Source organism: Actinomycetospora termitidis (assembly GCF_030286555.1).
Lineage (GTDB): Bacteria > Actinomycetota > Actinomycetes > Mycobacteriales > Pseudonocardiaceae > Actinomycetospora > Actinomycetospora termitidis.
The window spans coordinates 206,512-232,971 of record NZ_JASVWF010000001.1 but is presented as its reverse complement, the minus strand read 5'-3'; the positions used below and the strand labels follow the sequence as shown (position 1 = coordinate 232,971).

The following is a 26,460-nucleotide window of genomic DNA, read 5'->3' as shown; positions in this document are numbered from 1 at the left end:
CACCTGCCTACGGCACATCCACGATCTGCACCACGCCCGTCGAGACGCCGGCGACGAACAGCCGGCCGGTCTGCGGGTCGACGCCGACGGTGTACGGGTTCTGCACCGTCGCGATGCGCGACACCTCGCGCGGCTGCGGGTCCGTCATGTCGTACCCGATCACCTCGTTCGTGCCCGACGAGGCCACCCAGACGCGGTCGCGTACCGGGTCGTAGGTGATCCCGTAGGGCCCGCCGGGCTGCGGCACGGCCCCGACCTGCGTGGGCGGCCCGTCCGGGTTCGGCTGGAACACAATGACCTGGTTGCCGCGGGTGTCGGTGGCGATCATCCGGCCGTGGCGGTCGGCGACGAGGTGGGTCGGCCCGGCGCCGGAGGGGGCGCTGCCGACGATGCGCAGCGCGTCGACGTCGTAGACCGTGAGGTCGTTCTTGCGGACATCGACGAGGCCGACGAGGTTCCCGACCGGCGCGAGGCCGGCGGGTTGCACGGCGTCGGTGAACATCTTCATGACGCGGCCGTCGCGGATCGCCGACACCGTGCCGCCGAGCTCGTCGGCGGTCATCGCGGTGCCGTTCGGGGCCTGCGTGGCGTCGTGCGGGACCGTGCCGACGAACAGCGGCGGGTCCGCCTGCCCGCCGGGGAGGTTCACGCGCACCAGGGAGTTCGCGCTCTCCACCGGCACGAGGACGGGCCCGCCGGGTGCGGCGAGCTGGAGGTGCCGCACGAAGCCCGGCAGCGGGGTGGTGGCCCGCACCGCGCCGGTGTCGGCGTCGAGCAGCACCAGCGCGTTCGGGTTGCGGGTGGCGACCGCGACCGTGCGGGTCACCGGGTCGACCACCACGCCCTCGGGGGCCTGGCCGACCTGCACCTGCCGCCCGGGCGGCGGCGTGGTGGGAGCCGGCGCGGACTGCGGCTCGGCGGCGAGCGAGAGGTTCGTGGTGTCGGGCCGGGTGCCCTCGGTGGGGACGCCGGGCACCAGCTGCCCGGTGGTGGGAGCGACGCTCGGTGCCGACGCCGGGGCCGGGGCGGGGGGAGCCGGGCTGCTGCACGCCGTGAGCGCGAGGCCCGCCGCGAGGGCGGACAGGAGCAGGACGCGTGCTCGACGACGAGGCATGTCCCGGCTGTACCCCGATCGGCGGGTCCCGACGACGGGTGTCGGCCGACACCCGCCGTCCGGACAGGGTCTAGCGCACCTCGGCGGCGTGGATCTCGGCCTGCTTCTCGGCCTTCGAGAACTCGTCGACGAGCGTGCGGCAGAAGGCCGGCAGGTCGTCGGGGTTGCGGCTGGTGATCAGCCCGTTGTCGACGACGACCTCCTCGTCGACCCACTCGGCGCCCGCGTTGCGCAGGTCGGTGGCGAGGCTGGGGAAGGAGGTCAGGCGGCGGCCGCGCACCACGTCCGCCTCGATCAGCAACCACGGCGCGTGGCAGATCGCGGCGACCGGCAGTCCCGTGGCGAACGCCTCACCGACCAGACGCACGAAGTTCGGGATGGTGCGCAACAGATCGGGGTTGGCGACCCCGCCCGGCAGGACGAACGCGTCGTAGTTGTCGGTCTTGACCTGGCTCACGACGGCGTCGACGTCGAAGCGGTCGCCCTTGTCCAGGTGGTTGAACGCCTGGATCGAGCCGGGGGTCTCCGAGATGAGCACCGGCGTGCCGCCGGCCTCCTGCACGGCCTTCCAGGGCTCGGTGAGCTCGACCTGCTCGGTGCCCTCCTTCGCGGCGAGGAATCCGACGGTGCGGCCCTCGAGGGGGCGGTCCGATGTGGCCATGACGATGTGACACTCCTCGAAAGTGCAGGTGGGATACCCTCGGGGGGTACTGGTCGGCGCGACGGCCGACGGACAGGGCCGGGATCCCCGGCGGACGCGGAGGCAAACGCCGACGGGGTGGGCGCCACGCCCGGCGGCGAAGCGTGGCACCGTCGCGGGAGAAGCCCCACCGGCCGAGTCAGGGAGGACACCCACATGGCCACGACGACGCTCTCGGTTCCCGAGATCCACTGCGACCACTGCCGCGCCGCCATCGAGGGCGCGCTGTCGCCCATCGACGGCGTCGAGGGCATCGACGTCGACCTGGAGAACCGCGTCGTGCGCGTCGAGCACGACGACGAGCTCCAGCTCGGGTCCGTCGTCGAGGCGATCGAGGACCAGGGCTACGACGTGCCGAACCGGGACGCCTACGTCCGCGCCTGATCGGCCCCTGGGTGCAAGCAATGGGTCATTGCTTGCACCCAGCGCCCGGAACGGCTAGCTGGCCTTCTCCTCGGCCTTGTCGTCGTCGGCCTTCTTGCGCCGCGAGCGGGTCGTGGTGGCCTTCTTCGTTCCCGACGACGAGTCGCCGTCGGCCTTCGCGGTCGACGACCGCTTGCGCGACGTGGACTTCTTCGGCTTCTCCTCGGCAGGGTCATCCTCCGTCGCGGCCGGCTTCTCCTCGGCCTTCTCGGCTTTCTCGGCCTTCTCCTCGGAGGGAGCCGTCTCCGCCGACTTCCCGCCGGCCGCCTCGACGGAGCGGCGCAGGGCGGTGAGCAGGTCGGTCATGTCGTCGGCGTCCTCGGCGGGCGCCTCCTCCGGTGCCGGCCGGCCGCCGCCGTGCTCGCGCTTGTACTCGATGAGGTCGCCGACGGCCTTGCGGTACTCGTCCTCGAAGTCGCCGATCTCGAACTCGCCGGAGAGCGAGTCGATCAGCGAGGAGGCCATCGCCATCTCCTGCGGGCGGACCTCGACGTCGTTGTCGAGCACCGGGAAGTCGGCCTCGCGCACCTCGTCGGGCCAGAGCATCGTCTGCAGCACGATCGCGTTGTCCCGGACCCGCAGCAGGGCGAGGGTCTCGCGCTGGCGCAGCGCGACCTTCACCAGCGCCATCCGGTCGGTCTCCCGCAGGGCCTCGCGCAGCAGCGAGTACGGCTTGAGGGCCTTGTTCTCGGGCTCGAGGTAGTAGCTCTTGTCCAGCAGCAGCGGGTCGACGTCGTCGGCCGGGACGAACTGCACGACGTCGATCTCGTGGCCGGTGGCGGTGGGGAGCGAGGCGAGGTCGTCGTCGTCGAGCATGATCAGCTGCCCGTCGTCGGTCTCGTAACCCTTCGCGATCTCGGAGTAGGCCACCTCCTCCCCGCAGACCGAGCAGGTGCGCTTCTGGCGGATGCGTCCGCCGTCGATCTCGTGCACCTGGTGGAAGCGGATGTCGTGGTTCGACGTCGCCGCGTAGAGCCGCACGGGCACGTTGACCAGCCCGAACGACACGGCGCCGTTCCAGATCGCGCGCATCGCGCGGCTCCCCTCGTCGGTGACCCGGCGTCACCGGACCTCGGCCACCAGGATGCCCCACGGGCGTCCCACCTCACAGGATTTCCGCGCGGGGATACCGCGCGGCGTAGGCGGTCGGCGACTCCCCGAGCAGGGCGGTGACGTCGCGGACGAGGTGCGCCTGGTCGGCGTAGCCGAGGTCGTGGGCGAGCGCGGCCCACGCGATGGGCCGACCGGATGCCATCCGCCGGGTCACCTCGCCCAGTCGGTACCACCGCAGGACGGCCTTCGGTCCGACGCCCACGTGTTCGGCGAAGAGCCGTTGCAGGCGCCGCGGGTGCCGGCCGCACCGCGCGGCGAGGTCCTCGACGCGCCGCAGATTAGGGTCGTCCCGGGCCAGCTCGACCGCCTCGGCGGCCACGAGCGCGTCGGGGGACGGAGCGACCGGCACCCGGGCCCGCAGCCACGCCGCGAGCGCGTCGAGGTCGTGCATCCCGGCCGGCCCGTCCGCCGCGACCGCGGTGTCGGCGAGCGTCGACACCGGGCGCCCGACGAGGTCCCGCGCCAGGCCCGGCCGCAGGGCGATCCCGACGACGCCGCCCCGTCCGGTGAGCTCGCGGACGACGTGGCGGGTGGTCGGGCCGTGCCACTCCGGCGGCGCGCCGTCGCGGGCCGTCAGGTGCACGACGGCGGACGGCGCGATCTTCTGGGCGTACGGGCTCGCGTAGTCCCACGTGGCGGACCAGAGGTGGTCGGCCCACGTCGCGAGGTCGGCGGGCGGCTCGCGGCGCTGGTGGCGCTGGTGGCGGCGCCACGCCCCGCCGATCTCCCGCTCGTCACGCACGTTCCCATCCTCGCCCGGGGTGTCGGCGGCGAGGGTGTCGGACCCACGGGGCACCATGTCGGCATGCAGGAGGTCGGCGTGCGCGGAGCCGGCATCCGGCCGATGCAGCCGGTGCCGGGGCGCCTCCCCGTGGGCCCGGAGTGGAGCTACGAGGTCGACTGGAGCGGGATCCGGCTGCTCGCCGACGTCGAGCAGGGATCGCTGTGCCTGCGCACGCTCGAGGGCGACGACGTCACGGCCCGGTTCCCGGAGTTCGCGCCGCTGGCCGACGTGGTGGCCGACGGGCTCTTCGACGGCGAGGCGGTGCTGCTCGACGCCGGGCAGCCGTCGTCGCTGGCGCTGTTCGACCGGCTGCGCCGGGCCGACCCGCGCAAGGCACGCACCCTCGCCCGCGCCCGTCCGGCGATCTTCATGGTCTACGACGTGCTGCGGCTCTACGGCGTCCCGCTCACCGAGCGCCCGCTCGACGAGCGCCGGGCCACCCTCGGGCGGTTGAGCCTCGACGAGGTCGGGCGCATCCAGGTCTCCCCGGTGTACGACGACGGGCCGGCGCTGCTGGCGGGGGTCCGCGAGCAGGGGCTGCCCGGCGTGATGGCGCGCCGCCGGGACACCGGCTACGACGCGGACTCCCCGCACGACTGGCTGCGGGTCGTCGCGGCCGCCGACGTGCTGCCCACCGCGCCGACGGCGGTGGACCTGCCGGAGCAGCCTCCCGCGGGGCCCGCGCTCTCGGCGCTCCCGCCCGGCGGGCCGGAGCACCCGCCGTCGGGAAAGGTCCGGCGCGCCCGGCACAGCCGGGAGCCCGAGGAGGAGCCCCCGGGCCTCTGGTGACGCGCGCGAGTGCGACGTGATGCAGGTTCCGGGGGCCGGGCTCCTGCGTGGTGTCGCACTCGCGAGCGGGGTCGTGCGACCGGGCCCGAGCGGGCCTCAGTCGTCGGCCGGGGCCGCCTCCTCCAGGGCCTCGGCGGTCCACCCGATGATCCGCCCGCCGCTGCGGCCGAGCTCGCGCATCGCCTCGAGCCGCTCCGCCGGCGTGCCGGAGACGTCGATGCGCACCTCGCGGCGGTCGAGACGGGCCGCGTCGAGGGTGGTGCGGCCGTCGTGGCCCGCGGTGAGGGTGGAGAGCAGGCCGCCGGTGGAGGCGAGCGACCCGCGGGCGGCGCCGAGGCGGCCGAGGGCGTCGTCGAGCGCGGCGAGCAGGGCCGCGCGGTTCCCCTCGCACATCGCCGCGGTGAGCTCCGGGCGGGTGGCGGCGACCCGGGTCCCGTCGGCGAAGGACCCGGCCGCCAGCGCCAGGGCCAGCTCGCCCCCGTCCGCCCCGACGGCGGCCAGCACCGCGGCCAGCAGGTGCGGCAGGTGGGAGATGCGGGCGACGGCGACGTCGTGCTCGTCGGAGGCGGCCGGCACCACGGTCGCGCCGCACGCCAGCGCGAGCGCGACGACGTCGGTCCACACCTCGAGGTCGGTGTCGTCGTCGGTGGCGACGACCCACACCTTGTCGTGGAAGAGCTGCAGCGACCCGGCGTCCCACCCGGAGAACTCGGTGCCGGTCATCGGGTGGCCGCCCACGAACCGGCTGCCCGGGGCCCAGCGCTCGACCGCGTCGCGCACCGGCTCCTTCACGCTCGTGACGTCGGTGAGCCGGCAGTCCGGCGCCTCCTTGCCGACGACCGCGAGCACGTCGTCCATCGACGTCAGCGGCACGGCGACCACGATCAGCGCGTCGGCGTCCGCGGCGCGGCGGACCGCGTCGGCGACGGTGTCGCTCACGTCGTAGCCGTCGGCGCGCGCCTTCTCGATCGTCGTCTCCGACGCCGAGGCCCCCCACGCGTCCCGACCGGCGTCGACGGCCGCCCGCAGCAACGACCCGCCGATCAGCCCGAGCCCGAGCACGCACACGGGCCGCGTCAGGGCCGCGGCGAGCACGGCACCGTTGTCCGGTTCCACTGTCCCCACGACGCAGGAGCGTAGGACGAGCCGTCCGGGTGACCGCGGTTCGCCCAAGTGCGCGACGTCGGCGGTGCCGCTCAGGGCCGCAGGACGTCCAGGGCGTACCCCGCGTAGAGCGCGACGCCCGCCACCATCGCGTCCTCGTCGAACACCACGCGGTTGGAGTGGTTCGGCGGCGACTCGGCGGGATCGACCCCGGGCGGGCACGCGCCGAGGAACGCCAGTGCACCCGGCACCCGCCCGAGCACGTAGGAGAAGTCCTCGGAGCCCATGATCGGGTCGGGCATCGGCTCGACGAACCGCGACCCGAGCACCGAGCGGCCCACGTCGGCGACCCGTTCCGCGACCTCGCCGTCGTTGACCGTGACCGGGTAGCCGCGGTCGATCTCCACCGTGGCGGTGCAGCCGTAGGCGTCGGCCACGCCGAGGCAGACCCGGCGCAGCTCGGTCAGCAACTGCTCACGGGTCTCCTCGGACAGCGAGCGCACGGTGCCCTCGAGGGTGGCGGTCTCCGGGATGACGTTGGTCGTGGTCCCGGCGGTCAGGTGCGCGACGGTGAGCACCGCGGGGTCGAAGGCGCTGATGCGCCGGGACACCATCGTGTGCAGCGCCCCGACCATCGCCGCGGCCGCGGGCACCGGGTCGAGTGCGTCGTGGGGCGCCGAGGCGTGGCCGCCCGAGCCGTGCACGGTGACGGTGAAGTCGTCCGACGAGGCCATGATCGAGTCCGCCCGGGTCTGCAGCGTCCCCGAGGCCAGCCGCGACGTCACGTGCAGCGCCATCGCCGAGGTCGGCACGGAGCCGCCGGCGTCGAGCACGCCCTCGGAGAGCATCGCGAGCGCCCCGTGCCGGGACTCCTCGCCCGGCTGGAACATGAACACGACCGTCCCGGCCAGCCGGTCCCGCCGTCCGGCGAGCAGCCGCGCCGCCGAGGCGAGCATCGCGGTGTGCAGGTCGTGCCCGCAGGCGTGCATCGCCCCCTCGACCCGCGAGGCGTGGTCGAGCCCGGTGTCCTCGTGCAGCGGCAGCGCGTCCATGTCGGCGCGCAGCAGGACGGCGGGTCCGGGCCGGTTCCCGGTCAGGGTCGCGACGACGGAGGTGGACGAGCGTCCGCAGGTGAGCGTCACCGGCAGGTCCCGCAGGACGGCGAGCACCGCGGCCTGCGTCGTGGGCAGGTCGAGCCCGAGCTCGGGGTGCCGGTGCAGCGTCCGGCGCAGGGCGACGGTGTCCGGCTGCAGGGAGCGGGCCTCGGAGAGCAGCGCCCGTTCGGGCGCGCGGTGGGCGGCCCGGCGACGTACCTCCTGCCGGGTCTCGCCTGAGGTCCTCACGCCCCCGATCCTGCACCCCCGACCCCGGACGGGCGACCGTCCGGCGCGCGGAAGGTGTCGATTCGGTGCGTCTGGTGGCCGCGCCCTAGCCGGGCGTGCTCGCGCGGACCTACCGTGGTGACCATGGCAGGACAGGGCGCGCAGGCCGCCCCCCGGGGCGGTGGACAGGGCACCGTCGTACCCCTGGACGGCTGGGCCGTCGCGGTGACCCGGGAGGAGGGGAGGTGGCGTGCGGTCTCGATGGACCGTACCGCGCTCGCCGACCTGGACTCCGCCATCACCGCTCTGCGGGCGTTGCGTTCCACCGGAGCGGTGATCGGACTGCTCGACGTGGACGACGAGTTCTTCGTCCTCGTGCGCCCGGTCCCCGGCGGCGTGTCGCTGCTGCTCTCCGACGCGGTCGCGGCGCTGGACTACGACGTCGCCGCCGACGTGCTCGACCTGCTCCGCCTCGATGTCCCCGACGAGGACGAGGTGGACGACGACCCGTGGCCCGAGGGCGATCTCGGGATGCTCGCCGACCTCGGGGTCCCGGCCGACGAGCTCGCCGTCCTCGTCGACGAGATCGACCTGTACCCGGACGAGCAGCTCACCGCGATCGCGCGGCGCTGCGGGTTCGCCGACGAGCTCTCCCGGATCGTGGAGACGGCGCCTGCGTCCTGAGTCGCTGATCGTCCGGGCCCTCGAGGTCGCGCGGACGGCGCACCCGGCCGACGTCCCGGTGGGTGCGGTGGTGGTCGACGCCGCGGGCCGGGAGCTGGCGTCCGCCACGAACGCGCGCGAGGCCCTCGGCGACCCGACCGCCCACGCCGAGATCCTCGCGCTGCGGGCGGCGGCCCGGGTCCACGGCGACGGGTGGCGGCTGGGCGGCTGCACGCTCGCGGTGACGCTGGAGCCCTGCACGATGTGCGCCGGCGCCGCGGTGCTCGCCCGGGTCGACCGGGTGGTGTTCGGGGCGTGGGAGCCCAAGACCGGGGCGGCGGGCTCGCTGTGGGACGTGGTGCGCGACCGGCGCCTCACGCACCGTCCGGAAGTCCTCGGCGGAGTGCGGGAGCAGGAGTGCTCCGAGCTGCTGCGGGAGTGGTTCCGGGGTGCTTCCGGGAGCGACGCGGCCGTCCCGTAAGGTTGCTCCCGGTAGCGTGTCCGAGCGGCCAAAGGAGCGCGCCTCGAAAGCGCGTGTGGGTTCTGCCCACCGTGGGTTCGAATCCCACCGCTACCGCCATGACGCCGGGTCTCCCCACGGGGAGCGCCCGGCGTTCGTGCGTCCGGAGCAGTCCCGGAACGCACGAACGGCACTCTCGCTGCTTCTATGGGCGCGAGAGTGCCGTTCGTTCAGTGGGTGATCAGGCGACCCCGGCCTGGCGGGTGAAGTTCGGCGGGATGATCAGGTCCTCGGGGGCGAGGTCGTGGACCGAGGACTTCCCGAGGCCCATCAGCCCGGAGCCGATCCCGTTCTGCAGGATGTCCAGGACGTTGCCGACGCCGGTCTCGCCGGCCGCGGCCAGGCCCCACAGGTAGGCCCGGCCGATCGCGACGGCCTTGGCGCCCAGGCACAGCGCCTTGACCACGTCCGAGCCGCGCCGCACACCGCCGTCCATGATCACCTCGACGTCACGCCCGACCGCCTCGACGATGCCGGGCAGCACGCGGATCGGGGCCGGGGTGGAGTCGAGGTTGTTGCCGCCGTGGTTGGAGACCTGGATCGCGGTGGCGCCCGCGTCCACGGCGCGCTTGGCGTCGTCGACCCGGGTGATGCCCTTGACGCAGAACGGCAGGTCGCGACCCCACTGCTCGCGCAGCCACGCCACGTCGGCCCAGGTCGCGGGCGGGGTGAACATCCACTGCCCGTAGGCGCCGAAGAACGTCGGGGGCTCGGAGCCGTCGACCGGGATGTTCGGCACCGTCAGGTCGGGGATCTTGCCGCTGCGCAGGAACTCGATGCCCCAGCGCGGGCGGGTGACGCCCTCGGGGATGTACTTGAGGATCGTCTTCCAGTCCATCTTCTCCGGGATGGACGGGCTGCCCCAGTCCCGGCCGTGGGAGAACGACCAGTCCAGGGTGACGATCAGGCCCTTGGCGCCGGCCCGCTTGGCCCGCTCGGCGCGCGCGGCGAGGGTCTCGCGGTCACCGACCCAGTACATCTGGAAGAACGTCTTGTCGTTCACCGCCGTGACGTCCTCGATCGACCGGCTCGCGAACGACGACAGGCCCATCGCCGTGCCCCGCGACGCCGCGGCCCGCGCGACGGCGACCTCGCCCTCCGGGTTGACCGCCTGCACCCCGGTCGGGGAGATCATGACGGGCATCGAGATCTCCTGCCCCATGATCGTCGTGGCGAGGGACTTCTCGAAGGGCAGGTCCGCCACGTGCGGGGCGAACTGCAGCTCGCGGAAGGCGCCGGTGTTGTCGTCGAGCGTGTAGCCCGCCTCGCTGCCCGCCACGAGCGCGCCGTACACCGACTTCGGCAGCCGCTTCTTCGCGCGGCGCTGCGCCTCCGCCACCGACTCGAACCACTGACCAGCCATGAGCACCTTCCGCAGTCGCGTTTCCCCCGAGGGTAGGTGGGTCGGCTCACGCTCGCGCCGCACGCGCGAACGGCATCGCCCCCGTCCGTCAGGGCAGGTCCGTCGCCGGGATCGTTCCCGACGACGGGTCGGTGGTCGCTCCGGGGCGAACCGGCCCGGGGCACCGTCACGAAAGCTCCGACGTCCGGGGCATCCCGTGCCGCCGGACGCCCAGGAGCGAAGGAGCACCACCCGCCATGAGACCGCCCCGCACGGCCGGGCCCGACGTGACCGAGGACGCCCTCGGGACGCGGTCGGGGGCCGCCGCCGGACCCGCTCCGGTCGGTGCGGACGTGACCGACGCCGAGCTCGTCGCCCGGCTCGCCGGGCGCGACACCGGCGCCCTCGACCTCCTCTACGGCCGTCACGGGCGTGCCGCGTACTCGCTCGCGCGCCGCATCTGCGCCGACGAGACGCTCGCCGAGGACGTCGTCCAGGAGGTGTTCCTGGTGCTCTGGCGCGACCCGGAGCGCTTCGACCGCACCCGCGGCACGGTGATCAGCTGGCTGCTGACCCTGGTCCACCACAAGTCCGTCGACGCCGTGCGGCGCGAGGCCACCCGCCGTCGTCACCACGTGGCCACCGAGGAACCCGAGGTGACGTCGGGACCCGAGGGGGCCGTGCCCTCCGCGGACCGCGCCGCCCTCGGCTCGGTCATCGCCGAGCACGTGCGCGCCGCGCTGCGCCACCTGCCCTCCGAGCAGCGCCAGGCGCTCGGGCTCGCCTACTACGGCGGCTACACCCAACGCGAGGTCGCCTCGATCACCGGCGTCCCGATCGGCACCGTCAAGTCCCGCATGTTCACCGGCGTGGCGAAGCTGCGCGTGCTGCTCGCCCCGGTCCTCGGGACCTCGGCCCTCGACCTGCTCGGGGACACGTGGTGAGCGCCGAGGAGATCCCGCACGACGGCGAGCTCGCGGGCGCCGTCGTCGGGCGCGCGCTGCACGCGCTCGAGCCCGATGAAGAGGCCCGGGTCGCCGAGCACCTGCGCACGTGCGGCCCGTGCCGAGCCCTGCTCGCCGAGACGCGCGCGACGATGGCGGCCCTGGCCCACGCCGTCGCGGACGTCGACCCGCCCGCGTCGCTGCGCCGGCGCATCCTCGACGCGGCGGCGGCCGACCCCGCGCCGCCGCCGGTCGAGCGGACCGCGGCTCCCGAGCCGGAGCCGGTGGCACCCGCGCCCGTCGCACCCGACCACGGGACCCGGCCGTTCCCCGTCCCGCTGCCCCGGCGGCGCAGCGCCGCCCTGCTGGCCCTGATCGCGGTCGTCGCCGGTGTGATCGTGCTCTCCGCGCGCGGGATGGCCACCGGGCCGGCCGCCGACGAGCGCAGCGTCGCCGCGGCGCGGGCCGACCAGGTCATCACCTCGGCGCAGGAGCGGAACCCCGACGTCCGGCACGCCGCGCTCATCCAGCCCGGCGGGGTCGTCATGGCGGTGGTGCTCGACGACGCGGGCGGGGCGCGGGTCGTGCCGGTCGACCTGCCCGACCTCGGACCCGGGCGGACGTTCGTGCTCTGGCGGGTCGCGGGGGGAGGGGCCACCGCGGTCGGGACCTTCGACGGGACGGGCACCTACACCCCGACCGGGACGGCGTCCCCGGCCCCGCCCGGCTCCGGGCTCGTGCGGGGCGCCTACGCCGTGTCGGCCGAGCCGACCGGACCGGTGCCGCCGCGCCCGTCGGCGGTCGTCGCGAGCGGCCCGCTCGTCTGAGGCGAGGACCGGCCGACCGGACGAGAGACGTCGTCCGGCGGCCCGCGCCGGCCGTGCGCCACCCGGCCGCGCGCGTCAGGATGGACGGTGCGCCGTTCGTCGCGTCGTGTCGCTGTCCGGCCGCAGCGCGCCGCGGCGCGCGCCGGAAACGAGCCGTGACCGTCGGGGGGTCTGGCTACCGTGGCAGGCGTCGGCCACGCACCGGGGTGTGTCCGGCGGCCGACACCGGAGCGGGCCGGTGCGGAGGAGACGGGAGGCGCGCACATGACGTCCTCGTCGATGGCCGCCCACGCCTCGCTCACCCCGCCGACCGTGCCCGGGCCGCGCGGCGGCACCCGTCCGATGCTCGCCTCCGCCGGGGAGCTCCCGCGCGGCGCCGGTTGGGCGTTCGAGTTCGTGTGGTCCGGGCTGCGCGCCTTCGCCTACGCCCACGACGGCGGGTTGCGGCTGGTCGACGCCGACGGTCACGACGTCACGGCCGGCTTCCCCGAGCTCGGGGTGCCGGCCGCGCACGGCCTGGTGCTCGACGGCGTGGTCGTCGCGCAGGACCCGGTGGGCCGGCCGAGCACCACGCGGCTGCGGCGCCGGCGGCGGGTGAGCAACCCGTCGCGTGCGCTGGTGAGCGGGACGCCGGTCTACTACTTCGTGTTCGACGTCCTCGAGGTCGACGGCCGGTCCACGGCCCGCATGCCCTACCGGCAGCGGCGCGAGCTGCTCACCGAGATCGACCTCGCGGGTGGGAACCTCGTCGTCCCGCCGTCGTTCACCGGGGTCGGCGCCGACGAGATCGTGGCCACCGCCCGGCACTACGGCCTCGAGGGCGTCGTCGCCAAGCGCCTGGAGTCGACCTACCAGAGCGGGCGGCGTTCGCGGAGCTGGATCACCGCGGAGATCACCCGCTCCCAGGACGTCGTGGTCGGGGGCTGGCTGCCGCCGCGCGGCGCCGCCGACGGGGTGGGCTCCCTGCTGCTCGGGGTCCCGAGCGAGGGCGTGCTCCGCTACGTCGGGCGCGTCTCCACCGGTGTGACGGCGGCGGCGCGCCGGGAGATCCTCGACGCCACGGTGGGGCTGGAGCGGTTGGTGAGCCCCTTCGACGGCGACCTGCCCGACGACGTCGCCCACGCGGCGCACTGGCTGGCCCCGCGCCTCGTCGGCCGGGTGGAGCACCGCCGCTGGACCCCCACCGGCCTGCTCGGCCGCCCGAGCTGGCAGGGCCTGCGGATGGGCACGCACCCCGCCACCGTCCAGGCCCCGCTGATCGCCGCGCCGGTCGTCGCGGCGGATCTCGCGCTCGACGACCTGGAGACCGTCGACGCCCCCGGACCCGCCGGATCCGGGCACCCCCGCGGCATGCGCGCCGAGCCGACCGGGACGACGACGCCGCAGGCGCCGGGTGTCCTGGTGCCGGCCGGTGCCGAGGTCCTGCTCCCCGACGCCGAGGTGGAGGCGGCGCTGCGCTCGCGGTTCTCCGCCCACTTCGTGCACAACGCGCTGACCGCCATCGCGGCCTTCGTGCGGGTCGATCCGGGCCGGGCGCGCGACCTGCTCACCGAGTTCGCCGACTTCACGCGCTACTCGTTCCGCTCCTCGGACGCCGTGACGACGGTGGCCGAGGAACTGCGCAACACCCGCCGCTACCTCACGCTCGAGCAGGCCCGCTTCGGGACGCGGCTCGGGGTCGAGATCACGGTCGCCCCCGAGGTCGAGAACGTCGTGCTGCCGCCGTTCGTGGTGGCGCCGCTGGTGGAGAACGCGGTGCGGCACGGCATCGAGCCGGTGCTCGACGGCGGGACGGTGCGGGTGACCGCGGCCGGGGCCGGAGCGGACTGCGTCATCACCGTCTCCGACGACGGCGCGGGGATGGGGCCGGAGGCCTCCCGGGCGGCGTCGCAGGTCGACGCGCGACACGGCGGGATCGCCGAGGTCACCCGCCGGCTGCGGGCGTTCGGCGGCGGGGGTGACCTGCACGTCGACAGCCGGGCGGGGATCGGGACGACGATCCGGCTGCGCGTGCCGGCGGCGCGGGCCGAGGAGCCGCCGGCGGGCCGGTTGCTGGTCGGCTGAGGAGCGTCCCCCGTCCCCCGACGGGACCTCCGGGGGACGCCCCGCACCCGGGCGTCCGACTCAGTCGTCGGTGTTCGAGCAGTCCGCGTCCGGCGCGTCGAGGATGCTCCCGAGGATCGGGACCTGCAGCCCGCAGGCGTTCACGGGCAGCAGCGTCAGGTCGTTGAGCACCCCGACGTTGCCGTTGCCCGACGGCCCGTCGTCGCGCGGGTGGGCCGAGGCCACCGGGGCCACGGCGGTCAGCGCCGCCGCCGACAGGGCGAGGGCGGCGACGGGGGTGGCGGCCCGCCGGGTGAGCCGGTGCGGAGCGCGGTGCTTGGCCACGGAGTTCCTCCTCGAGGGTCTTCTGGAGCAGAACGAGCGACCGTTCGGCGCAGCGAGCGCACGACGAACGGTCGAGGCGGACTCTGCGCTCCTGTGACGGGAGGGACCAGTGGGACGGCGAACATCCGCCCGGAACGAGTGGCTCGGCTCGCTGGAGGTCGAGCGGTCCGGTAGAAGGACCCAGCGGTCGTTCTACTGCGACGAACGGGTGATCTGCCCCGAGCCTCGTTGAGCGAAGGGCCCGTTCGGTCGGAGAGACGGGCCGTGGGCGCCCTTCGCTCACAGCCGACCCGGCGGACGGCACGCGGGAGGATGCCTGCCGTGCGTGTCCTCGCCGTCGACTGGTCCGGCGACCTCCGTGCCGCGGCGCGCCGCATCCGGGTGGCCGAGGCGGAACCCGGCCGGCTGCTGGCCGTGCGGGGCGGTCTCGACCGCGAGGGGATCGGCGGGCTGCTGCGGGACCTGCGCGACGGACCCGCACCCGCCGTCGTCGGAATCGACTTCTCCTTCGGGCTCCCCGCCTGGTTCGCGGCCCGGCACGGGGTGAGCACGCTGCCGCAGCTGTGGGACCTCGCCCGCGACGAGGGCGAGGGCTGGCTGCGGGCGTGCGCTCCACCGTTCTGGGGGCGGGCGGGCACACGGAAGCCGACCGACCTGCCGTTGTACCGGCGCACCGAGCTCGACGCGCGCGAGCGCGGGCTGAACCCGCTGTCGACGTTCCAGGTCGGTGGGGCCGGCGCGGTCGGCACCGGGTCGGTGCGCGGGATGGCGTTGCTGGGCGCATGGCGCCGGGAGGGGATCGGCGTGTGGCCGCTGGACGCGGCGCCGGGACCGCGGGGGGTGCTCGTCGTCGAGGTCTACCCGCGCGCGATGACGGGTCCGGTCGTGAAGTCCTCCGCGACGGCCCGCGCGACCCACGTCGGGGCCGACCCGCGGATACCGGTCGCGCTGCGCCCCGCCGTCGTCGCCTCCGAGGACGCGTTCGACGCCGCGTTCTCCGCCCTCGGCATGGCCGGGCACGCCGCGGAGCTGGCGTCCCTCCCGGCGCTGACCGACCCGACATCGGTGCTGGAGGGACGGATGTGGCTGCCGCCAGGTGAGCACTTCGAGGGCCTATAGGCCCTCGAAGTGCTCACCTGCGCAGCACATCCTCGGAGAACGTCAGCCCGAGCTGCTCGCCCGCCTCGGCGAGGACGGCCTGGACCGCGAGGGTGTCGTCGAGCGGCATCACGGCCGACTCGGTCCGCCCGGCGCGCAGGCACTCGTTGACCTCGACGATCTCGTGGGAGTAGCCGGCGCCGGTCGCGGGGAGCTCCAGGCGCTCGCCGGGGTCGTCGGCGGACCGGTGCACCACGATCGTCGTCGGGTGGTGGAAGCGGGGGAGCACGTCGATCCAGCCGGTCGAGCCGAAGATCCGCGCCTGGCCCGGTGACGGGCTGTGGAAGGAGGTCTGCGCGGTGGCGAACCGGCCGTCCTCCCAGGCCATCAGCAGCGCGTTCTCCGCGTCGACGCCGGTGGTCTCCATCCGCCCGACCGCATGCACCTGCGACGGGCTGCCGCCGAGCACCATCTGCGCGAAGGACACCGGGTAGACCGCGAGGTCGAGCAGGGCGCCGCCCCCGAGCTCGGCGTTGAACAGGCGGTCGGACGGGTCGACGTCGCGGACGGTGCCGAGGTCGGCCTGCACCGAGCGGACCTCGCCGATCTCGCCGGCCTCGTAGATCTCGCGGGCCCGCACGACGGCGGGTTGGAAGCGGGTCCACATCGCCTCCATCGCGAACACGCCGTGCCGCCGGGCGGTGTCCACCACCCGCCACGCCCCGGCCAGCGTCGCCGTGAACGTCTTCTCCACCAGCACCGCCTTGCCCGCCTCGAGGGCGGCGACGGCGAGGTCGGCGTGCTGCGGGTGCGGAGTGGCGATGTAGATCGCGTCGACGTCCGGGTCGTCGATCAGCGCCCGGTACGAGCCGTGGGCCCGGGCCGCCCCGTGCTCGACGGCGAAGGCCTGCGCCCGCTCCTCGGAGCGCGACCCGACGGCAGCGAGCTCGGTGCCCTCCACCGTGACGAGGTCCCGCGCGAGGTTCGCCGCGATGCGGCCCGGACCGGCGATGCCCCAGCGGATCGTCTGCACGGCGTCAGCCTGTCACGTGGCCGACTACAGCGAGCCACCGAGGAGGTCGACGTCCTCGGCGGTGCCGGAGACGACGAGCTTCCCGTCCTCGGCGCGCAGGTCGGTCGCCGTGATCGAGAACGGCAGCTGACCGGGGTCGACCCGGGCCGAGAAGCTCCCGAGCCGCGAGCGCAGTGCCCCCGAGGCCGCGTTCGACACCGACGACGGGGCGTCACCGGAGTCCACGGCGATGTCCCGGGCGGACAGCACGATCTGCCCGCCGGAGAGCCGGAACGTCGCGATGACCGACGCGCGGACCTGCTGGCCGAGCACCGTCGTCGTCGAGGTCAGCTCCACCGCCTGCGACGGGTCGACCTCCGCGACCTTCGACCCCCGCGCCGCCAGCGACTGGGCCGTGACCGGCTCGACGGTGACGTCGGAGACCTTGAGGATCCGCGCGAGGTCCGCCGGGTCGACCTGGGCGCTCGCCGTCACCGTCTCCGCGGGGATCGAGCGGACGCTCCCGTCGATCAGCGACTGCGGCGGCAACCGCACGTCGCCCAGGTCGGCGACCAGCGTGATGTCGCGCAGCTGCCGGTAGGGGATGTGCTCGGCGGTCAGGGTGACCGACGGGTAGTCCCCGGAGGCGGCCTGCGTCAGGAACGGGAAGCCGTGGATGTCCACGCTCGGCTGCTCGTCCAACTTGAGCTGGGTCTGCAGCTGGGAGGCCACCCGGTCCTGCGCCACGAGGCGGGCGCCGAAGTCGACGCCCACCAGCAGCACGGCGAGCACGACCAGGGTGATGAGGAATCCACGCATCACCCGTCAGTGTCCGACACGGGGGATTCAGCGCGCGAAGTGCCTCGAGATCACGAGGCGCTGGATCTGGTTCGTGCCCTCGAAGATCTGCATGATCTTGGCCTCGCGCATGTACCGCTCGACCGGGAAGTCGCGGGTGTAGCCGGCGCCGCCGAACACCTGCACGGCGTCGGTGGTCACCTTCATCGCGGCGTCGGTGGCGACCAGCTTCGCGACGGAGGCCTGGCGGGAGTAGGCCACGCCGGCGTCCTTGCGGCGGGCCGCGTCGAGGTAGGTGGCCCGGGCCGAGTCGACCGCGGCGGCCATGTCGGCGAGGACGAACCCGAGGCCTTGGTGGTCGACGATCTTCTTCCCGAACGTCTGCCGCTCGTTGGCGTACTCGACCGCGGCGTCGAGCGCCGCCTGCGCGAGGCCCACGGCACAGGCGGCGATCCCCAGGCGCCCGGAGTCGAGCGCGGCGAACGCGATCTGCAGGCCCTGGCCCTCCTCGCCGATCCGACGGTCGACGGGGATGCGGCCGCCGTCCCAGGTGGCGCTCGTCGTCGGGACCGCGTGCAGGCCCATCTTCTCCTCGGGCCGCCCGAAGGTGAGGCCCTCGGTCTGCCCGGGCGCGAGGAAGCAGCTCACGCCCCGGCTGCCCTCGCCGGTCCGGGCGAACAGCGCGTAGAAGTCGGCCTTCCCGCCGTGGGTGATCCAGGCCTTCTCGCCGGTGATCCGGTAGTCGCCGCCGTCGCGCACGGCTCGGCACCGCAGGGCGGCGGCGTCCGACCCGGCCTGCGGCTCCGAGAGGCTGTAACCGCCGACCAGCTCACCGGTCAGCATCCGCGGCAGCCACTCCTGCTTCTGGTCCTCGGTGCCGAACGTGGCGACCGGGAAGCAGGCGAGCCCGTGCACGCTCGTCGTCACCGCGACGGTGGCCCACCGGGCGGCCAGTTCCTCGAGGACCTGCAGGTAGACCTCGTAGGGCTGTGCCCCGCCGCCGTACTCCTCCGGGTAGGGCAGGCCGAGCAGCCCGGTCTCGCCGAGGGTGCGGAAGAGGCCCTCGGGGTACATCCCGTCGCCGCGCTCGTGGTCGTCGACCCGGGTGGCCAGCTCCTTGTCGGCGACCTCGCGGGTCAGCTCGATCAGGGCCCGGGCCTCGTCGGTGGGCAGCAGGCGGTCGACGGCCATCGGTACTCCTATCGGAACGTGAGTACCGTTAACAGTAGCGGTGTGCCGATATGATCGCCAGGTGGCATCTCCGGTCCGGCGCGGCGCCGCGCGGCGCGACGAACTGTCGGACGCCCTCGTGGAGCTGCTCCTCGCCGAGGGGTTCGCGCAGTTCACCCTCGACGACGTCGCCGCCCGGCTCCGCTGCTCCAAGCGCACGCTCTACGGGCTGGCGGACTCGAAGGAGCAGTTGGTGACGGCGGCCGTGGTCCGGTTCTTCCGGTCTGCCACCGCCCGGGTCGAGGCCGCCGTCGCGACCCGCACCGACCCCGCCGACCGGCTCGCGGCCTACCTGCGCGCCGTGTCGTCCGAGCTCGCGCCGGCGTCGGCGGTGTTCTTCGAGGACGTCGCGTCGTTCGCCCCGGCCGCCGGGATCTACCAGCGGAACACCCGGGCGGCGGCGCGGCGCGTCCGCGAGATCATCGACGAGGGCGTGGCCTCCGGGGACTTCGGCGGTGTCCACGTGGCCTTCGCCGCCGAGGTGGCCGCCTCGACGATGGAGGCCATCCAGCAGCGCCGGATCGCCGCGACGACGGGGCTGGCCGATGCGGAGGCCTACGAGCAGCTCGCGACCCTGCTCGTCCGGGGGCTGCGTTCCTGACGGCGGGTCGGGTCAGGGCCTGCGGGCGGTGAACCGAAGACGGGTGTCGGGCATGACCTCCACCTGCGGGCCGGGAGCGAAGCCCGCCGTCGTCAACCGCTCCGGCAGCGTCCCCGGGTCGACGACCACCATCGTGTCGCCCACGTGCAGCAGCCGGAAGCGCAGCGAGAGCTGCGAGTCGACGCCGCGGAACACCCCGCCCGGGCGCAGCACCCGGCGGGCCTCGGCGAAGAGCCGGTCCTGCAGGGCCCGGGACGGGACGTGGTGGAGCATCGTGAAGCACACGACGGCGGAGAACCGGCCGTCCTCGAACGGCAGTGCCGTGCCGTCGCCGTGCACGATCCGGTCGCCGAACTCGACCCGCAGCCGGGTCGCGGACGCCTCGTCGACCTCCACCGCCGTCAGGCGCGGCACCCGATCGACGAGCACGCGGGTCGTGGTCCCGTAGCCCGGGCCGATCTCGAGGACGTCGTCCCCGAGGTCGACGTCCGCGAGGTCCCGTGGCATGCGGTCCGCGACCTTCGTGGCCCAGTCGGCGGAGCTGCAGAGGCGGCGGTGCATCCGGTTCATCGGCACGGTTCCCGACGATTCCCGGTGCGGGTCGTGGCCGCCATCCTGCGGGAGTCGCTACTGTCCGCCCCGTCCTGACCGGGAGGTCGCACTCCGCGGTCGCGCGGAGATCCGCCAGCACGCGAGCGCGACGAGGACGGCCAGGGTCGCGACGATCCCGACCTTCCACAGGAGGTCGACCACGACGTGCTCCAGCAGCTCGTGCCCGCCGCTCACCGCCGGTCCCGCCCGTCGTCCAGTCGCCGGGCCGCAGCCCGGGCCAGCGCTCCGCCGGCCCCGGGCCGACGTCCGTAGCGGTCCGCGGCGTGCGCGGCGAACGGGGTGAGCCGGTCACGCGTCCGCTCCCACTGCCCGCGTCGGCGCAGGCGGCTGACGACGGCGAACCCGACCACGACCAGCACGGCGACGACAGCCGCCAGGATCGCGAAGCGCACCAGCAGCAGGGTGAGCACGGTTTCCATCGGTACCTCCGGGTTGTTGTAGCACGGTCGTGCTTCAAAACGAACGTAGCAGGGTCGTGCTACAAAGGTCGAGTGCCCAGGGTCGTCGATCCCGTCCGGCGTCGTGCGGCGGTGTACGACGCGGTCTTCGCCGTCGTCGTCGAGGACGGTCTGCAGGCCGTGTCGCTCCGCCGGGTCGCTGAGCGGGCCGGTCTCGCCATCGGGTCGGTGCGGCACTACTTCGACTCGGCCGAGGCGATGCTGACCGCCGCCGCGGAGGAGGTGATGGCGCGCATCGCCGGGCGGATCGAGGCGCGGCGCGACGAACTGGACGACGCATCCGACCGACGTCGGGTGACGGAGGAGATGTTCGCCGAGCTGCTGCCGCTGGACGACGTCCGCGCCCGGGAGACCGCCGTGTGGCTCGAGTTCGCCCTGGCCGCCCGGACGGTTCCGGCGTTCGGGCCGGTGGCCGAGCAGTTGCACCGCGGGGTGCGCGACCTCGCCGTGATCGTCCTGCGCGCGGGAGGCGTGGTCCCGGAGGGCGACCTCGAGGTCGAGGCCGAACGGCTGGCCGCGCTCGTCGACGGCCTGGGCCTCGGCGGCACGCTGCGACCGTCCGCGTTGCCTCCGGACCTGGCGCGGGCCGTGCTGCGTCGTCACCTCGACGAGCTGGCGACCGGACCGGACGGCTCCGGACACACGGACGCCGGTCGGCCCTGAAGGACGACCGGCGTCGGGTGGAGCTGGCGGAGGATACGGGATTCGAACCCGTGAGGGTGTTACCCCAACACGATTTCCAATCGTGCGCCTTAGGCCGCTCGGCCAATCCTCCGCCGACGAGAGTACAGGGGCTCTCCGCTGCGACGACGCCCCGACCCCCACCCGGTCGGCCGGGCGGTCGCCGACCGGTACAGTCGTCCCCGGACCCCGCGCGGCGTCCATCCTGTGAACTCCCCCAGGGCCGGAAGGCAGCAAGGGTAAGCGGGCTCTGGCGGGTGCGCGGGGTCCCCTTTCTCACCCGGGCCCAGGCTGTCGGGGTCCCCGCGTAGCCTCGCGGCGTGGCACTCGCTCTCTACCGTCGATACCGGCCCGGCACCTTCGCCGAGGTCGTCGGGCAGGAGCACGTCACCGATCCGCTGCGCACCGCGCTGTCGGCCGGGCGGATCAACCACGCCTACCTGTTCTCCGGCCCGCGCGGCTGCGGGAAGACGTCGTCCGCCCGGATCATGGCGCGCTCGCTCAACTGCGAGCAGGGGCCGACGCCCGATCCCTGCGGAGTCTGCGAGTCCTGCGTCGCGCTGGCGCCCAACGGGCCCGGCTCGCTCGACGTCACGGAGATGGACGCCGCCAGCCACAACGGCGTCGACGACGCCCGCGAGCTGCGGGATCGCGCGCACTTCGCGCCCGTCAGCTCCCGCTACCGCGTCTTCATCATCGACGAGGCGCACATGGTGACGACGGCGGCGTTCAACGCGCTGCTCAAGGTCGTCGAGGAGCCGCCGGACCACCTGATCTTCGTGTTCGCGACGACGGAGCCGGACAAGGTCCTGCCGACGATCCGGTCGCGGACGCACCACTACCCGTTCCGGCTCCTCCCACCGAGCACGCTGCGCGGGCTGCTGGAGCGGATCTGCGGCGAGGAGGCCGTGCAGGTCGAGCCCGCGGTCTACCCCCTGGTGATCCGGGCCGGCGGGGGCTCCGCGCGTGACTCGCTGTCGGTGCTCGACCAGCTGCTCGCGGGTGCGGACGACCAGGGGGTCACCTACGCCCGCGCGGTCGGGCTGCTCGGCGTCACCGACGTCGCGATCCTCGACGACGTCGTCGACGCTCTCGGCGCGCAGGACGGCGCCGCCGTGTTCGGTGCGGTCGACCGGCTCGTCGAGGCGGGCCACGACCCCCGACGGTTCGCCTCCGACCTGCTGCAGCGCCTGCGCGACCTCATCCTCGTGCATGCCGTCCCCGATGCGGCGGAGAAGGGCCTGGTGGACGTCCCGGCCGACGAGCTGGAGCGCATGGTCGACCAGGCGCAGCGCCTCGGCCCCGCCGCGCTCGCCCGCCATGCCGAGCTCGTGCACACCGCCCTGACGGAGATGCGCGGCGCGACGGCCCCGCGGCTGCTCCTCGAGCTGGTCTGCGCCCGGATGCTGCTACCTGCCGCGTCGGCCTCGGACGCGGCGCTCGTGCAGCGGCTCGAGGGCGTCGAGCGGCGCCTGCAGGCCGGGGCGACGGCGAGCGCCGGCGGCCCGTTGGCGGTCGGCGATCCCGACGCCGGGGCGGAGGCGGCGGGCGAGGCCCGCTTCCGGCGGCCGTCACAGCAGGCGTCACAGCAGCCGTCGCAGCCCGCCGGGTCGGCGGCGTCCGCCGCGGCGCAGGCGTCCGCGCCGCCCCGCGCGGACGAGCAGGACGCCACGGTCCAGCCGCCGACCGGGCGGCCCACCGCCACGGTGGAGGCCCCGCGCTCCGATGCCGCGCCGGAGGCGCCCCGACGTGCCGAGCGCCCGCAGTCCGCGCCACCTGCGGCCGCATCTCCCGCGGCTGCGCGTCCTGCGGCACCGGAACCCGAGCAGCCGGCGGCCGCGCAGCAGTCCGCGGCCACGGCCCCCGGGGCCATGGACGCGGCCGGCCTGCGGCGGGTGTGGTCGGAGGTCATGTCGGCGGTCCGCGAGCTGAACAAGCCGACGCACGCGCTGCTGCAGAACGCCACCGTCGCGGCCCTCGAGGGGACCACGGTCGTCCTCGCGATGCCGACCGCGCCCCTCGCCCGCCAGCTCTCCCAGCCGAACCGGGCGGGCTACGTCACGTCCGCCCTGTCCCGGGTGCTCTCCGGCGAGTGGGCGGTGCGCGCGACCGACGCCGCCGGCCAGCAGGCGGGCGGGCAGCAGCCCGAGGGTGGTCGGCCGTCCGGGCCACCGCGCGGCGGACCGGCCCAGGCGCCCCAGCGTCCCGCCGCGCCGGAGCAGCCCGCGCGCCCGAGCCGTCCGGAGCCGCAGCGGTCGGAGGGTGCTCCCGCGGGCCGCCCGCAATTCCAGCGCCCGAGCGCCCGGGGCAACGGCGGAGCCCCGCCCGCCTCGGAACCCGCGGCTCCGGAGCGCCCACGTGCGAGCGCGCCGCCCGCCGACATCCCGCCGCCCCCCGAGCCCCCGGAGGACGACGAGGTCAGCGAGGAGGACATGTACGCCGAGGCGCACGCCGACCCCGGCGGCGGCGAGCGGGTGGCCGCTCGTGACCCCGACGACGAGGCGATGGAGCTCCTCACCCAGCAGCTCGGCGCCCGCCGCGTCGACGGGCGCTGACGCCGGGACCTCGATCCACGTCCGGGTGGCACCGTGCCCCACCATGGGGGCGCGCTGCGGCCCGGACGTCGATCATGTGGCACGAGAGGTACATCAAGCACGTCGGGGCGCCCGCGGAGGTGCCTGATGTACCTCTCGCGAACGGCCCACCGGGCGCGCATCCGCGAAGGCGACACCATGCACCTTGGAGCGCCCGGGACGGTGCCTGACGTAGCTCTCGCGAACGGCCCACCGGCCGCGCATTCGCGAGGGGGACACCATGCACCTTGGAGCGCCCGGGAAGGTGCCAGACGTAGCTCTCGCGAACGGCCCACCGGCCGCGCATTCGCGAGGGGGACATCACGCATGTCGGAGCGCCAGGGACAGTGCCTGACGTAGCTCTCGCGAACGGCCGCCGGCTGCGGCGTAGCCCGGGGCCTCCGCGAGAGGCACACCACGCACGTCGGAACGCCCGCGGAGGTGCCTGATGTACCTCTCGCGAACGGGTCAGCCCAGCACGCGCCCCAGGAAGTCGATCGCCCGCGGGTAGGCGTCGAGCCGGTTCGCGCGCTTGGCCAATCCGTGCCCCTCGTCGTCGTAGACCACCAGCTCCACCTCGACCCCGCCCGCACGGACGGCCTCCGCGACCTGCTCGGCCTCGGACAGCGGCACCCGCGGGTCGTTCGCACCGTGGATGACGAACAGCGGCGCCCGCACGTCGGTGATGCGGGTCAGGGGCGAGGCGGACTCGAGGAACTCCCGGTCGCGCTCGAGCGACCCGTACTCCCGCTCACGGTGGGCGCGGCGGTACGGCGAGGTGTTCTCCAGGAACGTCACGAGCGAGGAGATCCCCACGATGTCGACGCCCGCCGCCCACAGCGTCGGCTGGAACGCCGCCCCCGCGAGCACCATGTAGCCGCCGTACGACCCGCCCCACAGCGCCGAGCGCGCCGGGTCCAGGCCGAGCTGCGGCAGGTACGCGTGGATCGCGGCGAGGTCGGCGACCGAGTCCAGCCGCTTCTCGACGTCGTCCAGCGAGTACCACCGCTTCCCGTAGCCCACCGACCCGCGCACGTTCGGCACCAGCACCGTGTGGCCCTGGGCGACGAGGGCCTGCGTGATCGGTGAGAACGAGCGCACCGACTGGCCCTCCGGCCCGCCGTGGATGATCAGCACGCTCGACCCCGTCGCCCCGTCCGGCGCATAGACGAAGCACGGGACGGTCTCGCCGTCGGGCGTGGGGATGCCGACGCTGGTCGGGGTCACCAGCTCGTGGCCCTCCAGGTCCTCCGCCCACGAGGCGACCGTCCCTGTCCGCCCGGTCGCTGCGTCGACCAGCACGACGTCGGCCGCGACCGTCGGCGAGGTCCACGTCAGCGCGAGCCCCTGCGAGTCGGCCGACCAGCGCGGCAGCGTCAGGAAGTCCCCGACCCCGACGCCGGGCGTGATCACGTCGCGCAGGTGGGCCCCGCTCTCGGCGTCGTGGATCGCCATCCGCGAGGCACCGTCGTCGTCGGTGACGACGAGCAGGAGACGCCCGTCGGGGGAGAGCCGACCAGAGACGTCGTGCGCGTCGTCGGTGACGAGGTAGTCCACCGTGCCCGACGTCGGGTCCAGGCGGGCGATGCCCGTCCGGTCCCGCCCGGTGTTCGTGGTGCACAGCGCCGCCGAGGAGTCGGGGAGCCACTGCAGCCCACCGAAGATCGCCGGCTCGTCGGCGGAGGTGACCTCCGTGGTCCCGCTGCCCGAGAGGAGCAGGACCTGGGAGCTCAGCGCGGGCGTGCCGGGCCGCGTCATCAGGGCGGCGGATCCGTCGGGCGCCACCGCCGCGCCGCCGACCATGCCGCCGCCGTCGTAGAGCACGGTCTCCTCGCCGGTCGCGACCTGGCGCAGCACCAGGTCGAAGTCGACCCCGTTGCGGCGGTTCGTCGCGTAGACGACCCGCCCGTCGTCGAGGACCTCGGCGAGGGAGTGGATGTACCGCGGGTCGCGCACGAGCGGCTCGAGGTCGTCGGTCCCGAGCGGAGCGGTCACGTCGTCGGGACGCAGGAGGGAGAGCTGCGCGCGCTCGTCGCCGTCGGTGTCGTGCGAGACGACGATCGTGCGCGGCTCCACGCCCTTGAGGTAGCGCCCGGAGCAGGCGCCGGGCAGCGCGGTGAGCGGGCGGCGGTCGCCGTCGGGGCGCAGTTCGACCAGCTGCACGGTGCCCGAGGTGTCGTCCCCGGCCAGCACCCGGCCGTCGGCCGCGATGTCGAAGGCCCGCCACGTCCGGGCGGAGAGCAGGCGGGTCACGAGTTCGGCGGTGTCGCTCACCGCCCCACCCTGGCATCAGACGGCCGTGCCCGTCGTCGGGAACGCCGTTGCCCCTACCCTGGGGGCGTGCAGCCAGGACAGCCGGACATGCCCGACATGGGTGCCCTCCTCGAGCAGGCCCAGGCCATGCAGGAGCAGCTCATGAACGCCCAGGCCGAGCTGGCGGAGACCGAGGTGACCGGTCAGGCCGGCAACGGTCTCGTCACGGTCACCCAGACCGCCGCGGGGGAGATCCGCGGGATCACGATCGACCCGAAGGTCGTCGACCCGAGCGACGTCGAGACCCTGCAGGACCTCGTGCTGGGCGCCCTCGCCGACGCCGCCGACGCCGCGGGTCAGCTGCAGGCCGAGAAGATGGGACCGCTCGCGGGCGGCCTCGACATGGGCGGCGGCGGGCCGCAGTTGGGGATGTAGTCCCTTGTTCGAAGGCCCGGTCCAGGACCTGATCGACGAGCTCGGCCGGCTCCCCGGGATCGGGCCGAAGAGCGCCCAGCGCCTGGCGTTCCACCTCCTCGGAGCCGAGGAGGCCGACATCACGCGCCTGCAGGAGGCGCTGGCCAAGGTCAAGGCCGGCGTCGTGTTCTGCGAGGTCTGCGGCAACGTCAGCGAGAAGCCACGCTGCCGCATCTGCGCGGACGCGCGACGCGACGCGACGCTGGTGTGCGTCGTCGAGGAGCCCAAGGACGTCATGGCCGTGGAGCGCACCCGGGAGTTCCGGGGCCGCTACCACGTGCTGGGCGGAGCCCTGGATCCGATGGGCGGGGTCGGACCGGACCAGCTCCGCGTCCGCGAGCTGCTCCGTCGGATCGGCGGGCAGGAGACCGAGGGCGGCGAGCAGGAGCCGGAGATCGCCGAGGTCATCCTCGCGATGGACCCCAACACCGAGGGCGAGGCCACCGCGACCTACCTCGTCCGGCTCCTCCGCGACTTCCCCGGCCTCACGGTGACGAAGCTGGCCAGTGGCCTGCCCATGGGCGGCGACCTGGAGTTCGCCGACGAGCTGACGCTCGGCCGGGCGCTCGCCGGCAGGAGGCCGACGGCCTCGTGAGTACTGGTCCGTGTCCGGACACGGATCAGTACTCACGAGACG

General features: G+C 74.5%; 28 protein-coding genes, 2 tRNA genes and 1 other RNA gene. 15 read left to right on the top strand and 16 right to left on the bottom strand.

What is annotated here, in order from left to right; genetic code table 11:
• Positions 1-7: 7 nt before the first annotated feature.
• The gene (locus QRT03_RS01205; RefSeq protein WP_286050594.1) at positions 8-1,114 is read right to left on the bottom strand and encodes an NHL repeat-containing protein; all 1,107 of its coding nucleotides are present in this window, start codon (positions 1,112-1,114) and stop codon (positions 8-10) included.
• A 70-nt stretch (positions 1,115-1,184) separates the two neighbouring features.
• A complete protein-coding gene (locus QRT03_RS01200; RefSeq protein WP_286050593.1) occupies positions 1,185-1,775 on the bottom strand; it encodes a type 1 glutamine amidotransferase domain-containing protein in 591 nt (196 codons plus the stop codon).
• A gap of 195 nt (positions 1,776-1,970) precedes the next feature.
• Between QRT03_RS01200 and QRT03_RS01195 the strand changes: the two genes are divergently transcribed.
• Positions 1,971-2,198: a heavy-metal-associated domain-containing protein gene (locus QRT03_RS01195; RefSeq protein WP_286050591.1), complete on the top strand. Its 228-nt coding sequence runs from the start codon at positions 1,971-1,973 to the stop codon at positions 2,196-2,198.
• 54 nt (positions 2,199-2,252) lie between these two features.
• Here the strand turns inward: QRT03_RS01195 and ku are convergent, their stop codons facing one another.
• Together ku and QRT03_RS01185 are read right to left on the bottom strand one after the other, a co-directional pair.
• The gene (gene ku / locus QRT03_RS01190; RefSeq protein ID WP_286050590.1) at positions 2,253-3,269 is read right to left on the bottom strand and encodes a non-homologous end joining protein Ku; all 1,017 of its coding nucleotides are present in this window, start codon (positions 3,267-3,269) and stop codon (positions 2,253-2,255) included.
• A gap of 73 nt (positions 3,270-3,342) precedes the next feature.
• Complete coding sequence (locus tag QRT03_RS01185) at positions 3,343-4,092, bottom strand: helix-turn-helix domain-containing protein (RefSeq protein ID WP_286050589.1); 750 nt, start codon at positions 4,090-4,092, stop codon at positions 3,343-3,345.
• Positions 4,093-4,155: 63 nt separating this feature from the next.
• Between QRT03_RS01185 and QRT03_RS01180 the strand changes: the two genes are divergently transcribed.
• A complete protein-coding gene (locus QRT03_RS01180; protein WP_286050588.1) occupies positions 4,156-4,923 on the top strand; it encodes an ATP-dependent DNA ligase in 768 nt (255 codons plus the stop codon).
• 96 nt (positions 4,924-5,019) lie between these two features.
• On the opposite strand, the gene QRT03_RS01175 is transcribed toward QRT03_RS01180, so the two are convergent.
• Both QRT03_RS01175 and QRT03_RS01170 read right to left on the bottom strand, forming a co-directional pair.
• Positions 5,020-6,039, bottom strand: a complete 1,020-nt coding sequence (locus tag QRT03_RS01175) for a prephenate dehydrogenase (RefSeq protein WP_286052020.1) — start codon at positions 6,037-6,039, stop codon at positions 5,020-5,022.
• Between the two features lie 80 nt (positions 6,040-6,119).
• On the bottom strand, positions 6,120-7,370 hold the full coding sequence (locus QRT03_RS01170) for a M20 metallopeptidase family protein (protein WP_425604765.1): 1,251 nt from the start codon (positions 7,368-7,370) through the stop codon (positions 6,120-6,122).
• Between the two features lie 123 nt (positions 7,371-7,493).
• On the opposite strand from QRT03_RS01170, the gene QRT03_RS01165 reads away from it, so the two are divergent.
• The 3 genes from QRT03_RS01165 to QRT03_RS01155 all read left to right on the top strand — a co-directional run bounded on the left by QRT03_RS01165 (position 7,494) and on the right by QRT03_RS01155 (position 8,592).
• A complete protein-coding gene (locus QRT03_RS01165) occupies positions 7,494-8,033 on the top strand; it encodes a tRNA adenosine deaminase-associated protein (RefSeq protein WP_286050587.1) in 540 nt (179 codons plus the stop codon).
• Entirely contained in the window at positions 8,023-8,493 is a 471-nt protein-coding gene (locus QRT03_RS01160) for a nucleoside deaminase (protein ID WP_286052018.1), read from the top strand. Before QRT03_RS01165 ends, QRT03_RS01160 begins: the two co-directional genes overlap by 11 nt.
• A gap of 10 nt (positions 8,494-8,503) precedes the next feature.
• Positions 8,504-8,592, top strand: a tRNA-Ser gene (locus QRT03_RS01155).
• Positions 8,593-8,713: 121 nt separating this feature from the next.
• Here the strand turns inward: QRT03_RS01155 and mftD are convergent.
• Complete coding sequence (gene mftD, locus QRT03_RS01150) at positions 8,714-9,895, bottom strand: pre-mycofactocin synthase MftD (protein ID WP_286050586.1); 1,182 nt, start codon at positions 9,893-9,895, stop codon at positions 8,714-8,716.
• Between the two features lie 236 nt (positions 9,896-10,131).
• Between mftD and QRT03_RS01145 the strand changes: the two genes are divergently transcribed.
• From QRT03_RS01145 to QRT03_RS01135, 3 genes are all read left to right on the top strand, one after another.
• Complete coding sequence (locus QRT03_RS01145; protein ID WP_286050585.1) at positions 10,132-10,818, top strand: RNA polymerase sigma factor; 687 nt, start codon at positions 10,132-10,134, stop codon at positions 10,816-10,818.
• On the top strand, positions 10,815-11,645 hold the full coding sequence (locus QRT03_RS01140) for an anti-sigma factor domain-containing protein (RefSeq protein WP_286050584.1): 831 nt from the start codon (positions 10,815-10,817) through the stop codon (positions 11,643-11,645). The genes QRT03_RS01145 and QRT03_RS01140 overlap by 4 nt, the downstream gene beginning before the upstream one ends.
• Before the next feature lie 264 nt (positions 11,646-11,909).
• A complete protein-coding gene (locus tag QRT03_RS01135; RefSeq protein ID WP_286050583.1) occupies positions 11,910-13,709 on the top strand; it encodes an ATP-dependent DNA ligase in 1,800 nt (599 codons plus the stop codon).
• 60 nt (positions 13,710-13,769) lie between these two features.
• On the opposite strand, the gene QRT03_RS01130 is transcribed toward QRT03_RS01135, so the two are convergent.
• On the bottom strand, positions 13,770-14,033 hold the full coding sequence (locus QRT03_RS01130; RefSeq protein ID WP_286050582.1) for a hypothetical protein: 264 nt from the start codon (positions 14,031-14,033) through the stop codon (positions 13,770-13,772).
• 321 nt (positions 14,034-14,354) lie between these two features.
• On the opposite strand from QRT03_RS01130, the gene QRT03_RS01125 reads away from it, so the two are divergent.
• Complete coding sequence (locus QRT03_RS01125; protein WP_286050581.1) at positions 14,355-15,152, top strand: DUF429 domain-containing protein; 798 nt, start codon at positions 14,355-14,357, stop codon at positions 15,150-15,152.
• A gap of 13 nt (positions 15,153-15,165) precedes the next feature.
• Here QRT03_RS01125 and QRT03_RS01120 read toward each other — a convergent pair whose 3' ends face one another.
• The 3 genes from QRT03_RS01120 to QRT03_RS01110 are packed head-to-tail and all read right to left on the bottom strand — an operon-like array spanning position 15,166 to position 18,132.
• On the bottom strand, positions 15,166-16,164 hold the full coding sequence (locus QRT03_RS01120) for a Gfo/Idh/MocA family protein (protein WP_286050580.1): 999 nt from the start codon (positions 16,162-16,164) through the stop codon (positions 15,166-15,168).
• Positions 16,165-16,188: 24 nt separating this feature from the next.
• Positions 16,189-16,962: an LmeA family phospholipid-binding protein gene (locus QRT03_RS01115; RefSeq protein WP_286050579.1), complete on the bottom strand. Its 774-nt coding sequence runs from the start codon at positions 16,960-16,962 to the stop codon at positions 16,189-16,191.
• A gap of 27 nt (positions 16,963-16,989) precedes the next feature.
• On the bottom strand, positions 16,990-18,132 hold the full coding sequence (locus tag QRT03_RS01110) for an acyl-CoA dehydrogenase family protein (RefSeq protein ID WP_286050578.1): 1,143 nt from the start codon (positions 18,130-18,132) through the stop codon (positions 16,990-16,992).
• Between the two features lie 61 nt (positions 18,133-18,193).
• On the opposite strand from QRT03_RS01110, the gene QRT03_RS01105 reads away from it, so the two are divergent.
• Positions 18,194-18,772 (top strand): TetR/AcrR family transcriptional regulator, encoded by a 579-nt coding sequence (locus QRT03_RS01105; protein ID WP_286050577.1) that lies wholly within the window; start codon positions 18,194-18,196, stop codon positions 18,770-18,772.
• Between the two features lie 12 nt (positions 18,773-18,784).
• On the opposite strand, the gene QRT03_RS01100 is transcribed toward QRT03_RS01105, so the two are convergent.
• The 3 genes from QRT03_RS01100 to QRT03_RS01090 are packed head-to-tail and all read right to left on the bottom strand — an operon-like array spanning position 18,785 to position 19,803.
• Entirely contained in the window at positions 18,785-19,342 is a 558-nt protein-coding gene (locus tag QRT03_RS01100) for a class I SAM-dependent methyltransferase (RefSeq protein WP_286050576.1), read from the bottom strand.
• 57 nt (positions 19,343-19,399) lie between these two features.
• Positions 19,400-19,558: a hypothetical protein gene (locus tag QRT03_RS01095; RefSeq protein WP_286050575.1), complete on the bottom strand. Its 159-nt coding sequence runs from the start codon at positions 19,556-19,558 to the stop codon at positions 19,400-19,402.
• The gene (locus QRT03_RS01090; protein ID WP_286050574.1) at positions 19,555-19,803 is read right to left on the bottom strand and encodes a hypothetical protein; all 249 of its coding nucleotides are present in this window, start codon (positions 19,801-19,803) and stop codon (positions 19,555-19,557) included. Before QRT03_RS01090 ends, QRT03_RS01095 begins: the two co-directional genes overlap by 4 nt.
• Positions 19,804-19,875: 72 nt before the next feature.
• Here QRT03_RS01090 and QRT03_RS01085 point away from each other — a divergent pair, with 72 nt between their 5' ends.
• The gene (locus tag QRT03_RS01085; protein ID WP_286050573.1) at positions 19,876-20,505 is read left to right on the top strand and encodes a TetR/AcrR family transcriptional regulator; all 630 of its coding nucleotides are present in this window, start codon (positions 19,876-19,878) and stop codon (positions 20,503-20,505) included.
• Between the two features lie 24 nt (positions 20,506-20,529).
• On the opposite strand, the gene QRT03_RS01080 is transcribed toward QRT03_RS01085, so the two are convergent.
• Positions 20,530-20,617, bottom strand: a tRNA-Ser gene (locus QRT03_RS01080).
• Positions 20,618-20,704: 87 nt separating this feature from the next.
• Here QRT03_RS01080 and ffs point away from each other — a divergent pair.
• Both ffs and QRT03_RS01070 read left to right on the top strand, forming a co-directional pair.
• Positions 20,705-20,799, top strand: an RNA gene (ffs, locus tag QRT03_RS01075) — signal recognition particle sRNA small type.
• A 44-nt stretch (positions 20,800-20,843) separates the two neighbouring features.
• A complete protein-coding gene (locus QRT03_RS01070; RefSeq protein WP_286050572.1) occupies positions 20,844-23,078 on the top strand; it encodes a DNA polymerase III subunit gamma and tau in 2,235 nt (744 codons plus the stop codon).
• A gap of 486 nt (positions 23,079-23,564) precedes the next feature.
• Here QRT03_RS01070 and QRT03_RS01065 read toward each other — a convergent pair whose 3' ends face one another.
• Positions 23,565-25,370, bottom strand: coding sequence for a S9 family peptidase (locus QRT03_RS01065; protein WP_286050571.1), 1,806 nt, complete (start codon positions 25,368-25,370; stop codon positions 23,565-23,567).
• An 87-nt stretch (positions 25,371-25,457) separates the two neighbouring features.
• Between QRT03_RS01065 and QRT03_RS01060 the strand changes: the two genes are divergently transcribed.
• Together QRT03_RS01060 and recR are read left to right on the top strand one after the other, a co-directional pair.
• Positions 25,458-25,784 carry a YbaB/EbfC family nucleoid-associated protein gene (locus QRT03_RS01060; RefSeq protein ID WP_286052017.1) on the top strand — a complete coding sequence of 109 codons (327 nt, stop codon included), beginning with the start codon at positions 25,458-25,460 and terminating at the stop codon, positions 25,782-25,784.
• A gap of 4 nt (positions 25,785-25,788) precedes the next feature.
• Complete coding sequence (recR, locus tag QRT03_RS01055) at positions 25,789-26,418, top strand: recombination mediator RecR (protein WP_286050570.1); 630 nt, start codon at positions 25,789-25,791, stop codon at positions 26,416-26,418.
• The last annotated feature ends 42 nt before the right edge of the window (positions 26,419-26,460 follow it).